The sequence below is a fragment of the Flavobacterium sp. genome (genome assembly GCF_028712645.1).
GTDB lineage: Bacteria > Bacteroidota > Bacteroidia > Flavobacteriales > Flavobacteriaceae > Flavobacterium.
In genome coordinates this window covers 1-14,489 of record NZ_JAQTPQ010000077.1, presented here as the reverse complement: position 1 = coordinate 14,489, position 14,489 = coordinate 1, and the positions used below count along the sequence as shown (strand labels likewise).

Below are 14,489 nucleotides of genomic sequence, written 5' to 3'. Positions count from 1 at the left end.
TTACAGTAGAAGCTGCACCAGGTTGACCTGATTGAGCCGAAACAATAACACCAGAAACTCTTCCTTGTAAGGTTTGCTCAACTCGACCATTTGGAATTTTTTCCAAATCTTTAGCTTTCACACTAGAAATAGCTCCAGTATTTACACTTTTCTTTTGAGTACCATAACCTACAACAACAACCTCTTGCAAAGTTTGAGATTCAGGATTAAGTTTAACATCAATTCGGGTTCTTCCTTTAATAGCTTCTTGAACCGAAGAATACCCTACAAAACTAAATACTAAAGTGCCGCTTGAAGCAGCCTTTATTTGATAATTCCCATCCAAATCTGAAGCAGTAGCATTAGCTGTACCTTTAATTAAAATGGTTGCTCCCGGAATAGGTAATCCGCTTTCATCTATAACTTTCCCACTGATGGAAACCTCTTGGGCTTGTCCATAAACTGAGAATAGAATAGATAAAAAACAAAAAATAAGTGATTTTGTTAATTTCATTTTTCTAAAATTTTGGTTAATTAATTAGTAATTCGATACAATAATAAACCTATTTTTTCATTATTGACATAGTCAAACCTTATATTTTATTATACAAAAACACATCAAGAGACTTTTTTTAATATTACAAAAACACATCAAATAAATTTTATAAAACTGTTTTTCAATAATTTGAAAATAAAAAAAACATAATTAAATTTTGATTTTAAAAAAAACAAACACTACATTTATAAAAATTTTCAAAAAACAGATACCTCTTCCCATTTTATAAAAAATATGACACCTAATAAATCAATAATTAACAATAGCAACTCAACAATTCCGTTTAAAAAATTCTTTCCATTATTTTGGATTTTATTTATCAGTTACAACTCTTTTTTTGGACAAGTCAAGAGTATAGGCCTCCCAGAAATTAAAAATTATAAAAGAGCCGATTATAAAGGTGGAACTCAAAACTGGAACATTGACCAAGACAAAAACGGCAATCTTTATTTTGCTAATAACAATGGTCTCTATCAATTTGACGGTTCATTATGGCATAAATATGTATTGCCAAACCTTTCTGTAGTAAGAGCTGTAAAAACAGGAAAATCAGGCGAAATATACGTTGGAGGTTATAATGAATTCGGTTTCTTTAAAGCTAATTTAAAAGGCAAATTAGTTTATCATTCTATAGCTAGATCATTAGATAAAAAAATATTCAATACTATTGATATTGTTTGGAAAATACATCTTTATAAAGATGAAGTCATTTTTCAATCTTTCAATAACTCTTTTGTGTATAAAAATAACACTATAAAAATCCTCAAGCCCTTTAGCCATTTTCAATTTTCATTTATGGTTGGCAATAGTATTTATTTTCAAGATGTCACAAAAGGTTTGTTAGAATATAAAAACGGTACATTTTCTACTATTCCAGGCTCAACTATTTTAAACAACACAGAAGTTTGGGGTGTTTTCCAAATGAACAATAACAATATACTTATAACTTCTATTGATAAAGGAGGTTTTATTTATGACGGTGTTAAAATATCACCTTGGAACACCGAAGCCAATGATTTTATCAAAAATAACAGCTGTCTTGGAGGAGTAACACTTAAGGAAAATTATATTGTTCTCAATTCCGTATTAAATGGTATTATTATTTGCGATAAAACCGGAAAGATTGTTCAGCACATTAATAGAAAAAAAGGACTGCAAAACAATACCGTTTTAACTTCTTTTATTGACAGCAAAAACAACCTTTGGCTAGGGCTAGATAACGGAATTACTTTTGTTAATGAGAATTCACCTATTTCATATTTTGGAGACAGCTATGATCTAAGTACGGTGTATGCATCTGTCGTATATAAAGGAAATTTATATGTAGCGACAAACCAAGGCGTATTTTATCACCCTTGGAGTCACCCTTTCAAAGAAGGCGTATTTAAGCTTGTCGAAGGGACTAATAGCCAAGCATGGAATGTTCAAGTTTTTGACAATCAGCTACTTTGCGCACACAATAGAGGAGCGTTATCAATTGAAGGTGGTAAATCGAATAAAACTTTAGACAATGTGGGGTATTGGAGTTTTAAGAAAATACCAAATCAAACCAATTATTTAATTGGCTCTAATTATAGTGGTTTTTCATTATTTGAAAAAAAACCAGACGGATGGCAATTTGTATCTAAAATTGAGGGGTATTCAAAATCTGTAGGTGATTTTCAAATTGACAATGAAACTATTTGGGTAAAAAAAGACAATCTTATCTATCAATTAGTACTTGACGCTAATTTAAAAAAATTTAAATCTATCAAGACTCACCAAAACCTATCTGCTATAGATAAAGGAATCTCTAGCATTCAAACCATAAGAAATAAAGTCTATTTTCAAACTAATAATCATTTTTATAAATATTCCAACGACAGTGCGATTTTCTATGAAGACAAAGAGATGACAGTATTATTCAAAAACATCCCAAAGACTAATACGATATATGAAGATAACATTGGTAATATATGGTATGTTAGTAATGGATTACTAGGCGTATTAATGAAAAATAAAGAAGGAAATTTTACTAATATAGCATCTCCATTTATTAATTTAACACAAGACTTGCCCTATAACAATTTATCTATAAACACCCTGAATCCCGAGAATATATTAATTGGGCTTACAGAAGGATTAGCTCATTACAATTCAAAAATATCAAATGATTTTTACATAAAACCAAAAGCTTTCATCAGAAGTTTTTCTTTCGCTGGAGACACGATTTTTTCCGGCAATGGACAAAGAAGAAATACAAAATACAAAATACCTTATAAATCAAATAATATAAAATTTATATTTTCTTCACCTACGTTTGAAAACAGTGATAATATTAAATTTTCCTATTTCTTAGAAGGTTTTGATGACAACTGGAGCAATTGGTCTCCTGCATCATTAAAGGAATATACAAATTTAAGGGAGGGTGACTATAGTATGAAAGTAAAGGTAAAAAACAGTTATGGAATACAGTCAGACGAAAGTATTGTTCCATTTACAATATCTCCGCCTTGGTATAGGCATTTATTAGCCTATTTAATTTACATTATAGCAATCGCAATAACATTATTTTACATAAGGAAACGAATTCAGTCAAAAATAAGGAAAAACAAATATTATGAAACCATAGAACAACGGAGACTCTATTTAGAAAAAGAATCGAGAATAAGACAGGAACAATTTGAATTAGAAAAAGAAATTGAAAAACTAAAAAATGAAAAACTAAAAATTCAATTACAATCAAAAGATAAAGAGCTAGTAAATAATTCTTTACAAGTTGTAAAGAAAAATAAAATCTTAAACGGAATTATACACAAACTTAAAGACATCAATATTGAAACATTTGATGAATCTTCAAAATTTCAATTTACCAAATTAAATAAAAGCATTGTAAAAGAAGTAAATACAGATAATAGCTGGAAAGATTTAGAAAAACACATCAAGAATGTTCATTTTGATTTCCTAAAAAGATTAAAAGAAAAATATCCAACAATCTCTCCCCGGGAATTAGATTTATCAACTTATTTACTAATGAATATGTCGACTAAAGAAATTGCTGAAATTATGAATATTTCAAAAGGAGGTGTTGAATTAGCACGCTATAGATTAAGAAAAAAATTAGAACTCAATAAAAAGGAAAACCTAATAGGCTTTTTAATGAGTATTTAATTAAATCAAACTCACTATCAAGAAAATAGTGAGTTTGATTTAATCCTAACATAATCTATTTCTACAAGAAACTTAATGTTCTTTCTAAAGCCATTCCTCTAGAACCTTTTATAAGAATTGAGCTGTTTTCTATTTTGGATTTTTGCAAAGATTCCGAAAAATCATCAAAAGTTTTATAAAAGTGAAAATTTGGTTTTTCAGTTTTATTCGAATAAAAATCCTTTCCTACAAAGTAGCAAATCACTTTCTCTTGACCTGAAAGCAAATCCACAATTACTTGATGTTCGTGGTGACTTTCACTTCCCAATTCAAACATATCACCCAACATCATAATCTTGTTAGATTTATCCAACTGTAGAAAATTTTCGATAGCTACAGCCATACTACTTGGGTTTGCATTATAGGCATCAAGAATAATCTGGTTTGTATCTTTAGTTATTAACTGCGATCTGTTATTCTCCGGCACATAACTCGCTAAAGCCTCTTTAATATCCAAGTCCTCTACTCCAAAATATTTTCCAATGGTTAGCGCTGCATTGATATTATTGGCATTATACAAGCCGATTAGATGAGTTTGAATTAAAGAATTAGAAAAATGAATTTCCACAAAAGGATTTGCCGCAATCGAACTAATATTCACATCTGCATTTTCCTTGTTTATACCAAATGAATATGATTTAATATTTTTTGTTTTCTCGACCTGGATTGCATCTTCTAAATTAACAAAAACGGTCTTTTTATTTTCGAAAAGATAGTTATACAACTCGCTTTTTGCTTCAATTACACCTTCAACACCTCCAAAACCTTCCAAATGGGCTTTACCAAAATTAGTAATATACCCAAAATCCGGATTAGCTAAACCACATAAAAATTCTATTTCTTTTTTATGATTGGCTCCCATTTCTACAATTCCAATCTCCGTTTTAGCATCAAAAGATAATAATGTTAATGGCACACCAATATGATTATTTAAATTTCCAATAGTAGATTTTGTTCTAAATTTTTTAGAGAGAACAACATTGATAAGTTCTTTAGTTGTAGTTTTTCCATTACTCCCAGTAAGAGCAATTATAGGTAATTTTAAATACTGGCGATGAAATTTAGCCAATGCCTGTAACGCAATTAAGCTATTTTCTACTAAAATTGTCCTTTGGTCAATATAATATTCATTGTTATCAATAATCACGTAGGAGGCTCCTTTTTCTAAAGCCACTTTAGCAAATGTATTAGCATCAAAATTCTCTCCTTTTATAGCTACAAATAATGATTTAGGCTCAATTTTACGAGTGTCAATCGAAACTGAATTGCATTGTAAAAACAAACTATGAATGTGTGTGATATCCATATAAAAACGATTAAAAAAACCAAAAGCCCTAATCAAAGGGCTTTTGGTTTGAATTATTCAATAAAATTAATTTCTTGCAGATTTTCTTTTTTCAAATTTAGGACCAACTCTTGACATTGCGCATCTAAACCCAATATAATCTGTTGCCATATCTTGAGGAAAATATCTTCTTTGCGCTGGATCTAACCAATAAGCTCTATCTCTCCAAGACCCACCTTTATACACTCTAACATTGTCATTTATCAAGGTAGTTCTTTTGTTTGACTTATCATATTTTCTAACCATATTTCCTAAACTATCAGTAGTTACGTTGTGTATAGGAGAGTTATACATTGCTTTTTCGTCTTTTGACTTTTTAGTGTCATTTTCAGAATCGGCAAAATTAAAATATTTAGAAGATTGTTTATCACCATCTCTATAATTAGTATTGTCGCTCTTATCAAAGTTCTGTCTTAAATAAGTCTCTTTATCATCAACTGGAACTTGAGCAATTTCACCAGGTAAATTTCTTGCAACAATTCTTCCATTACTTAAAGTATCATATTTGATATTGTCTTTTGTTACGATTTCAACTTTACCATCTTTACCAATTTTATTTTTGGTATATTGATTCCCTCTAAAATAATTAAAATCATTAGCTTCATTGTCAACAATTGGTCTGTAAACATCCATAACCCATTCGGCTACATTTCCTGCCATATCATACAATCCAAAATCATTTGCAGGATAACTTTTTACAGCATTTGTAATATCAGCTCCGTCATCAGACCAACCTGCTATTCCACCATAATCACCATTTCCTTGTTTGAAATTAGCTAATTGATCTCCTTTGCTTTGTCTTTTTCCTGAACGAGTATAGCTTCCAGACCAAGGATATTTCTTTTGTCCTTTGTAGATATTATATTCTCTTTGTCCAACATCAGCTGCAGCAGCATATTCCCATTCAGCTTCAGTAGGAAGTCTATATTCAGGTAGTAAAATTCCAGATGAACGCTGAGCATAAATATTTGTTGGCTCAATTACCTTACCATCTTTACCCGCTTTTGGAGCTTTTTTCCCTCCTTTTTTATTGGCATATTTCCCTGGCAAAACTATATCTGCATTACCCCCAAAGGCTAATGTAGGAGAGTTTAAATAAGTTTCGGTATTGAAATTACTTTCAGCAGTAACATCATTTGTTTTTGCATTTTTTTTAAGATAACCATTTTTCTCTAAAAGAGCTTCGTTTACACGTTCGGTTCTCCATTTACTGAATTCAACTGCTTGAATCCAATTAACTCCTACAACAGGGTAATTTGCATAAGAAGGATGTCTTAAATAATTATTGGTCATAGTTTCATTATAACCCAATCGATCTCTCCAAACTAATGTGTCTGGTGAGGCACCTTCATATATATTTTTATAATTATCATCCGATGGAGGAAATACTTTTTTTGTCCAATCTAAATATTCTAGATACATAGCGTTAGTAACTTCGGTCTCATCCATATAAAAAGATTGCACATGCTGTTGTGTAGGTGTATTGTTCCAATCATGCATAACATCATCTTCAACTTTACCCATAGTAAATGTTCCTCCTTCTACAAAAACTAATCCTGGACCTGCTTCTTGCTTGGTTTTAGCAGAAGCCTTTTTGCTGTCAACATTCCAACCTGTTGCTCTTGAAGAATTTTTTGAACTAGATTTTTTCTTGCTACAACTAGCAAAACCTATAATCAACATCATTGACAACAATTGAAAGGCTATAATTTTTTTTACTTTCATACTCTTTTAGTAGGTGATAAATTCAGTGGTGCAATATAATAATTAACCATTAAACCGCAACAACATTTTTTTATAATTAAAATTAACTTTATTTTCTTTAATAAAAGAAATATTTAAAACGCAAATTTATACTATTTATTATTTACTATAACACTAAATAATATATTTTTACTACTCGTAATAATTTACCATTAACTACGTTTTAGACCCGATGAGAAAATTACTTTTGACTTTTATATTCCTAATCCCTTTTGTTTCTTTTACACAAACTAAAGGAGCCATAACCATTGAATGGCTCGAAAAAAAAGAGATGTTTTTTGGAGATTTCAAAATCAATATACCTCAATTTACAGGAAACAGTTATAGTTACGATGCCTCAAAAAGGTCTATTTCTTATATTCTAAACTTAGCAGATTCAGGCTCCCTTAACGAAAATTCCCTTCAAATTACTAACGTTGTTTTTGAAACTATTTCATCTGACCAACTTGGCGATTTATCCAAAGCGAATATTCCGAAAAATATCCAAAAATCAATAAAAACTAATGAATCAAGAGGTGTCAAGCAAAACTTTCTCCTCCTTTCACCAATAATAAAGGATGAATTTGGATTCAAAAGAATTATATCATTTTCGTATAGTGTAAATAGCGGAGCCTCAAGAATTTCTAAAATAAGTAAAGTTTCTAGCTCCATAACAAATTCTATTTTAGCTTCCGGCGATTGGTTTCAATTTTATGTTGAAAAATCAGGAGTCTATAAAATTTCAAAAAGTTTTTTACAACAATTGGGGCTCAATGTAAGCAAAATTGACCCAAAAAGAATAAAAATATATGGCAACGGGGGTCGAATGCTACCCTTGTCCAATAGCATTAACTATCCGTATGATTTAGTTGAAAATGCCATAGAAATTGTTGGCGAAAGTGACGGTGTTTTTAACAACGAGGATTATATTCTTTTTTATGCCGAAGGAATTGACACTTGGAATGATGAAAGTCAAACAAACAATAACCTATACGACACAAAGTCTTATTATTATGTAACTGTTGAAGGAGGTGACGGAAAAAGAATCCAAGATATGACTCAACCTTCAGGAAACAGTACTTTGACATTAAATACATTTGATAATCATCAATTTCACGAATTAGATCTAGTAAATATTTCTCATACAGGAAGACAATGGTTTGGCGAAATATTTGACATTAAACAAGAACAGGAATTTGAATTTAATTTTCCAAATGTGGATTCCTCAACCCCTGTAAAAATTGCAATCAACACCGCATCGGTAGCCTTCACCCCCACTTCGTTTAAGGTTCAAGCAAACGGACAAGATATAGGAACAATTTCCTTTCCCCAACTAATTCTTAATTCTGGTTTTGAATTCAATTCAGGTTCTTTACCTCCAAACGTCAGCTTTCCTGCTTCAGAAAACATAAAAATAAAATTGATATATGACAACAACGGGGTTCCTGGCTCAAGAGGATATCTCGATAACATTATGCTCGTCGCCAAAAGCAAACTTCAAGGATACGGCAAACAATTTCAATTTCAATATGATTTATCCAATTCTAGTTTAGGAATAGTAAGTTATGATTTTTCAAATGCAAGTTCAATTTCACAAATTTGGGACGTCACCGATTTGCAAAATGTAACCAAAATAGAAAACCAAAATCAAGCTACAATATCCTTCAAAACAAACCTTGGTGAACTCAGAAAATATGTTGCCATAGATGCTTCAGATTATTACACCCCTTTAAAAAGTAATCAGCCTAAAATTGCCAATCAAAATCTAAAAGGTACTCTATTTAAAAACTCACAAGGACAATTTCAAGACATCGATTATATTATTATCGCCCCTGCTTTTCTGACCACTCAAGCAGAAAAACTAGCTAACTTTCATCGTTCCTATTCAAATTTGAATGTCAAGGTTATTCCTCTCGAATCTATTTATCAGGAATTTTCATCTGGAAAACAAGATATTGCCGCCATAAGAAATTGCATCAAATATGTTTATGAAAATGCTTCCTCACCTGAAAAAAGAGTAAAATATGTCAATCTTTTTGGCGATGCCTCCTTTGATTATAAAAATAGAACTCCAAACAACACTAATATAGTTCCTATTTACCATGCTTTAAACAGTAACACCATTGGCGAATCATCTTATGCATCTGATGATTTCTATGGTTTGATGGATGCAAGTGAAGGTAATATAGGTTCGTTTTTTGGAGGAATTGACATTGCTGTTGGCAGAATGCTGAATAACGACGCAAAACAAGCCGACGAAATGGTCAATAAAATAATTGAATACCATGATTTAAAGTCTTACGGAAGCTGGAGGAATAATGTTGTATTGATTTGCGATGATTCAGATAAAGCTTCGGATACAACATTGCAAAACAGACAAAATATTTTAGCAGACAAAATCACTCTTGAGAAACCATTTATTAATGCCAACAAAATAATATTAGATTCTTATGTTCAGGAAGCATCGGCAGGAGGCTCTCGCTACCCTAAAGCAAGAATAGATTTATTCAGCGCATTCGAAAAAGGTGCTTTAGTATTTAATTATTTAGGACATGGTGGTGAAGATGGCTTGTCAGGAGAAAGAATTTGGGAGAAATCAGATGGTCAAAACTTAAGTAATCAATATAAATATCCTTTATTCATAACCATAACTTGCGATTTTTCAAGGTTTGACAATCCTAACAAACCAACCGCTGGAGAATATACCTATTGGAATCCAAAAGGAGGTGCCATTGCAATGCTTACTACAATTCGATCTATTGGACAATTTAGCGCTGAGAATTTCAATGACCTTTTATCAAAAAATTTATTTTCTTATGGTTCAAACCAATATACTTCTATAGCCGAAACATTGCGAATTTCCAAAAATGCCAATCCAAATTCATCGAGCAATGTAGTTTTTTACATTGGCGACCCAGCTTTAATGCTTGCAATACCAAAACCCAAAATAAGACTAACAAAAGTAAATGACGTTCCTGTGACGCAACCCTTCGATGATTTCAAATCATTGGCAAAAATGAAAATTACTGGAGAAGTAGTTGATGAAAATAACATTCTACTCACAAATTATAACGGAGAAGTAGCTACCACAATTTTCGACAAAACAATTTCAAGAACAACACTAAACAATGATGGATATAGTCCTCCTATGAATTTTAATGAACAAGGAGAAACTATCTTCAGAGGAAATTCATCGGTCACAGACGGACAATTTGAGTTTAGCTTTGTCGTCCCGAGAGATATTCGAATTCCTTTGAACAATGGAAAAATTAGCTTTTATGCAAAAAAAAATCAAGTATTTGAAAATGAAACTGGATATGACATAAGCATAAAAGTAGGCGGAATAAATGAAAATGCAGTCGCAGACAATATTAGTCCAAAAGTGAAGTTATATATGAACGACGAAACTTTTGTTTCTGGCGGAATCACAAACGAATCACCATTTTTACTGGCGATTCTTGAAGATGAAAGCGGAATAAACACAGCAAGCGGAATAGGCCATGACATAGTTGCGATATTAGATGGAGACGAGACTAATCCTTACATATTGAATGATTATTATCAAACCAATTTGGATGATTACACAAAAGGATCTCTTCGATTTCCTTTTCGAAATTTGGCCGTTGGCTTGCACACTATTTCGTTCAAAGCTTGGGATGTTTATAATAATCCAGTGACTGCCGAAATTCAATTTGTTGTCATAGGAAACGATTCGATAACATTGACACATGTATTAAATTATCCTAATCCTTTTGTCAATTATACCGAGTTTTGGTTTACTCACAATAGACCTTATGAACCATTGGAAGTTCAAGTTCAGGTGATGACGATAACAGGAAAAGTGGTTTGGACAAAAAATCAAATCATTAGCACCGAAGGATTTTTGTCGAAAGAAATCACTTGGGACGGCAAAGATGATTTTGGTAATAAAATAGGAAAAGGTGTTTATGTATATAAACTAACTGTCAAATCTAACTTGACAAATACGAAAACTGAAAAATTTGAAAAACTTGTAATACTTTAATAAAATACTATATTTGTTTAATCAACAACTAAAAATACATGAAAAAAATACCATTACTTTTTGCCTTTTTATTCACAGTTTCATTTATAAATGCACAAGAAAATGTAATTACTACAGGAGTTCCATTTTTATTAGTTGCCGCTGACGCTAGAGCAGCGGGTATGGCAGATCAAGGAGTTGCTACTTCAGCAGATGTTTTTTCACAACAATGGAACCCAGCAAAATATGCTTTTTCAATAGACAAACAAGGTTTTTCTGTAAGCTACACGCCTTACCTTGTTGACTTGGTAAACGATATTTCCCTTGGACAACTTACATATTACAATAAATTAAACGAAAGAAGCGCATTTGCGGGAAGTCTAAGATATTTCAGTTTAGGAAATATTGAATTAAGAACAGATTCAGGACCAGACTTTACTGTAGTAAAACCTTCAGAATATTCCTTTGACGTATCTTATTCCTTAAAATTAAGCGAGAAATTTTCTATGGCCGTCGGAGCAAGATTCATAAGTTCTAATTTAGGCCTTACCACAGGAGGACAAAGTCTCTCAGCAGCAACTTCATTTGCTATTGATGTTGCTGGTTTTTACCAATCAGAAGAAATAGCATACAATAACTTTAACGGAAGATGGAGAGCTGGATTCAATATCCAAAATTTAGGTCCAAAGATTAATTACGATTTAACTCAATCTGATAACGGCTCAAACTTTCTTCCTGCCAATTTAAAAATAGGAACTGGATTTGATTTTATACTTGACGACTATAACAAAGTGGGAGTAAGTGTAGAATTTGGTAAATTGCTAGTCCCAACGCCTCAACCTATTGTGGATTTAAATAACGATGGCATAATAGACAGTAGAGATTCCGCAATATCAAATCAAAATTACAACTCTATAGGATGGCTTCCAGGTGCTTTACAATCTTTCGGAGATGCTCCAGGTGGTTTCAGTGAAGAATTAAAAGAATTCACTTACTCAGTTGGAACCGAATATTTATACCAAGATTCATTTGCTATGCGTCTAGGTTATTTTCATGAAAGCCCAATGAAAGGTGCCAGACAATTTTTATCTCTTGGCGCAGGTTTCAAATATAATGTAGTCAAAGTGGACGTTTCTTATTTATTCTCGGCTTCAAAAGTAAAAAATCCTTTAGAAAACACATTACGTTTTTCTTTAACGTTTAACTTTGGAGACCAATACGACGAATACTAACCGTAATTAATTTATAACTAAAAATCCAAATTTCACATTATAGAAATTTGGATTTTTTTTCCCATAAAAAGAATGAAAGAGATAACAATTACTACCCAGTTTTCAGTTTTTGATTCAATTCAGGAATTACCAAATGATATTCAAAATCTAATGCTGCAAGCCATTGCCGTCAGAAAAAAAGCGTACGCACCTTATTCCAAATTCAGAGTTGGCGCTGCCCTTTTATTAGATAATGGAAAAATTGTTTTGGGTTCAAACCAAGAAAATGCGGCTTATCCATCAGGACTTTGCGCAGAACGTGTGGCTATTTTTCAAGCAGGATCAATTTATCCAGAAGCAAAGATTTTAATAATGGCAATAACCGCAGCTTCAGACACAAATCCAACTAAAGCCCCTATTCCACCTTGTGGTTCTTGCAGGCAATCTATTGCAGAATACGAAATTAAACAAGACACCCCAATTGAAATATATTTCATGGGCGAAATTGGAGCTATTTACAAATCGGAGTCGCTAAAAAACCTACTCCCTTTTATGTTTGACAAAAACTTCTTGTAAATAAAACCAAAAATTGCGCTTTAAATTTTAATGCTTCCTCGGAATTTCTTATTTTTGCAGCTTGCAAATTTGGGGAGAGGAAACTATTTTTGCGTGAGTCGGTTACAAAAACCAAACACAACAACACTTTAGCAAAAAAATAATTCAAATGAAAGAAGTTACAAAAGAGGTTTATTTAAAGTGGTATGAAGATATGCTGCTTTGGAGAAAGTTTGAAGACAAACTAGCAGCACTATATATTCAACAAAAAATTAGAGGATTTCTACATTTATATAATGGTCAAGAAGCCGTTTTAGCTGGTGCATTGCACGCTATGGACTTGTCAAAAGATAAAATGATAACTGCATACAGAAATCACGTTCAACCTATCGGAATGGGTGTAGATCCAAGAAGAGTAATGGCTGAACTCATGGGAAAAGTAACTGGAACATCAAAAGGAATGGGTGGTTCTATGCACATTTTCTCAAAAGAACACGGATTTTATGGCGGACACGGAATCGTTGGTGGTCAAATTCCTCTAGGAGCTGGAATTGCTTTTGGAGACAAATACAACAATACAGGCGGAGTAACTTTAACCTATTTTGGTGATGGTGCTTCACGTCAAGGTTCTTTACACGAAGCTTTTAATATGGCAATGCTTTGGAATCTTCCAGTTGTTTTCATTGTCGAAAACAATGGTTATGCAATGGGAACTTCTGTAGAAAGAACTGCAAATCATCCTGATATTTGGAAACTTGGTTTAGGATATGAAATGCCTTGTGGACCTGTTGACGGAATGAATCCAGTAAAAGTTGCCGAAGCAATGACCGAAGCAATCGAAAGAGCACGTAGCGGCGGCGGACCAACTTTCCTTGAAATGAAAACGTATCGCTATAGAGGACACTCCATGTCGGACGCACAATTATACCGTTCGAAAGAAGAAGTGGAAGAGTATAAAAAAATTGACCCAATTACCCAGGTTTTGGACGTAATTAAAGATCAAAAATACGCTACCGAAGAAGAAATTCAAGCCATCGACCAAAAAGTAAAAGACTTAATCGAAGAGTGCGTGAAATTTGCCGAAGAATCTCCATATCCAGATGTACAACAATTATATGACGTAGTTTACGAACAAGAAAACTACCCATTTATTCCTCATAAACTATAAATTTATTATGGCAACAATTATAACAATGCCTCGTTTGAGCGATACAATGACTGAAGGAACGGTAGCAACTTGGTTAAAAAAAGTAGGAGACAAAGTAAGCGAAGGCGATATGCTAGCTGAAATTGAAACCGACAAAGCAACAATGGAATTTGAGTCTTTCAACGAAGGAACTCTTTTATATATCGGAATTAAAGAAGGTGAAACTGCTCCAATTGATTCACTTCTAGCTATTATCGGAAACGAAGGCGAAGACATTTCTGCTTTAATTTCAGGAGGCGCAACTGCAGAAGCTCCAGCAAAAGAAGAAGCTCCAGCAACAACAGAAGATAAAAAAGAAGAAACTGCAGCTCCAGCAGCTTTACCAGCAGGAGTTGTCGTAGTGACAATGCCTCGTTTGAGCGACACAATGACCGAAGGAACTGTAGCTACTTGGTTGAAAAAAGTAGGTGATAAAGTTTCGGAAGGCGATATGCTTGCTGAAATAGAAACCGATAAAGCAACTATGGAATTCGAATCTTTCAACGAAGGAACTTTATTATACATTGGAATTCAAGAAGGACAATCTGCTCCTATTGATAGTTTATTAGCCATCATTGGACCAGAAGGAACAGATATTAGCGGCATTGCCGAAAATTATACAACAGGAGAAACTACTCCAACTGCTGCCGTTGCAACAGAAGAAGCAAAATCAGCTCCGGTCGCACAAGCTACTCCAGTTGTTCAAGGAGCACCAACTGACG

At 32.7% G+C, this 14,489-nt stretch carries 9 protein-coding genes; 6 read left to right on the top strand and 3 right to left on the bottom strand.

Annotation, left to right across the window (positions count from 1 at the left end; translation table 11 throughout):
• The coding region (locus tag PHC28_RS07695) for a carboxypeptidase-like regulatory domain-containing protein (RefSeq protein WP_300098178.1) at positions 1-493 on the bottom strand (493 nt) is incomplete at its 3' end.
• 276 nt (positions 494-769) lie between these two features.
• Between PHC28_RS07695 and PHC28_RS07690 the strand changes: the two genes are divergently transcribed.
• Positions 770-3,685 carry a triple tyrosine motif-containing protein gene (locus PHC28_RS07690; protein WP_300098174.1) on the top strand — a complete coding sequence of 972 codons (2,916 nt, stop codon included), beginning with the start codon at positions 770-772 and terminating at the stop codon, positions 3,683-3,685.
• 61 nt (positions 3,686-3,746) lie between these two features.
• On the opposite strand, the gene murF is transcribed toward PHC28_RS07690, so the two are convergent.
• The gene (gene murF / locus PHC28_RS07685) at positions 3,747-5,030 is read right to left on the bottom strand and encodes a UDP-N-acetylmuramoyl-tripeptide--D-alanyl-D-alanine ligase (RefSeq protein ID WP_300098171.1); all 1,284 of its coding nucleotides are present in this window, start codon (positions 5,028-5,030) and stop codon (positions 3,747-3,749) included.
• Between the two features lie 66 nt (positions 5,031-5,096).
• Positions 5,097-6,794: a gliding motility lipoprotein GldJ gene (gldJ, locus tag PHC28_RS07680; protein WP_300098166.1), complete on the bottom strand. Its 1,698-nt coding sequence runs from the start codon at positions 6,792-6,794 to the stop codon at positions 5,097-5,099.
• A gap of 211 nt (positions 6,795-7,005) precedes the next feature.
• Here gldJ and porU point away from each other — a divergent pair, with 211 nt between their 5' ends.
• The 5 genes from porU to PHC28_RS07655 form a co-directional block, all read left to right on the top strand.
• Positions 7,006-10,836: a type IX secretion system sortase PorU gene (porU, locus tag PHC28_RS07675; RefSeq protein WP_300098163.1), complete on the top strand. Its 3,831-nt coding sequence runs from the start codon at positions 7,006-7,008 to the stop codon at positions 10,834-10,836.
• Between the two features lie 38 nt (positions 10,837-10,874).
• A complete protein-coding gene (porV, locus tag PHC28_RS07670) occupies positions 10,875-12,047 on the top strand; it encodes a type IX secretion system outer membrane channel protein PorV (protein WP_300098160.1) in 1,173 nt (390 codons plus the stop codon).
• A gap of 72 nt (positions 12,048-12,119) precedes the next feature.
• Positions 12,120-12,602 carry a cytidine deaminase gene (gene cdd, locus PHC28_RS07665; protein ID WP_300098157.1) on the top strand — a complete coding sequence of 161 codons (483 nt, stop codon included), beginning with the start codon at positions 12,120-12,122 and terminating at the stop codon, positions 12,600-12,602.
• A 148-nt stretch (positions 12,603-12,750) separates the two neighbouring features.
• Entirely contained in the window at positions 12,751-13,749 is a 999-nt protein-coding gene (gene pdhA, locus PHC28_RS07660) for a pyruvate dehydrogenase (acetyl-transferring) E1 component subunit alpha (protein ID WP_300098154.1), read from the top strand.
• A gap of 7 nt (positions 13,750-13,756) precedes the next feature.
• A partial coding sequence (locus PHC28_RS07655) for a biotin/lipoyl-containing protein (RefSeq protein ID WP_300098151.1) occupies positions 13,757-14,489 on the top strand: 733 nt, incomplete at its 3' end.

Excerpts from the sequence above, each read along its gene's own strand:
- murF (WP_300098171.1), bottom strand. The coding sequence starts at position 5,030 with ATGGATATCACACACATTCATAGTTTGTTTTTACAATGCAATTCAGTT.
- PHC28_RS07690 (WP_300098174.1), top strand. The coding sequence starts at position 770 with ATGACACCTAATAAATCAATAATTAACAATAGCAACTCAACAATTCCG.
- cdd (WP_300098157.1), top strand. The coding sequence starts at position 12,120 with ATGAAAGAGATAACAATTACTACCCAGTTTTCAGTTTTTGATTCAATT.
- pdhA (WP_300098154.1), top strand. The coding sequence starts at position 12,751 with ATGAAAGAAGTTACAAAAGAGGTTTATTTAAAGTGGTATGAAGATATG.
- porU (WP_300098163.1), top strand. The coding sequence starts at position 7,006 with ATGAGAAAATTACTTTTGACTTTTATATTCCTAATCCCTTTTGTTTCT.
- porV (WP_300098160.1), top strand. The coding sequence starts at position 10,875 with ATGAAAAAAATACCATTACTTTTTGCCTTTTTATTCACAGTTTCATTT.
- gldJ (WP_300098166.1), bottom strand. The coding sequence starts at position 6,794 with ATGAAAGTAAAAAAAATTATAGCCTTTCAATTGTTGTCAATGATGTTG.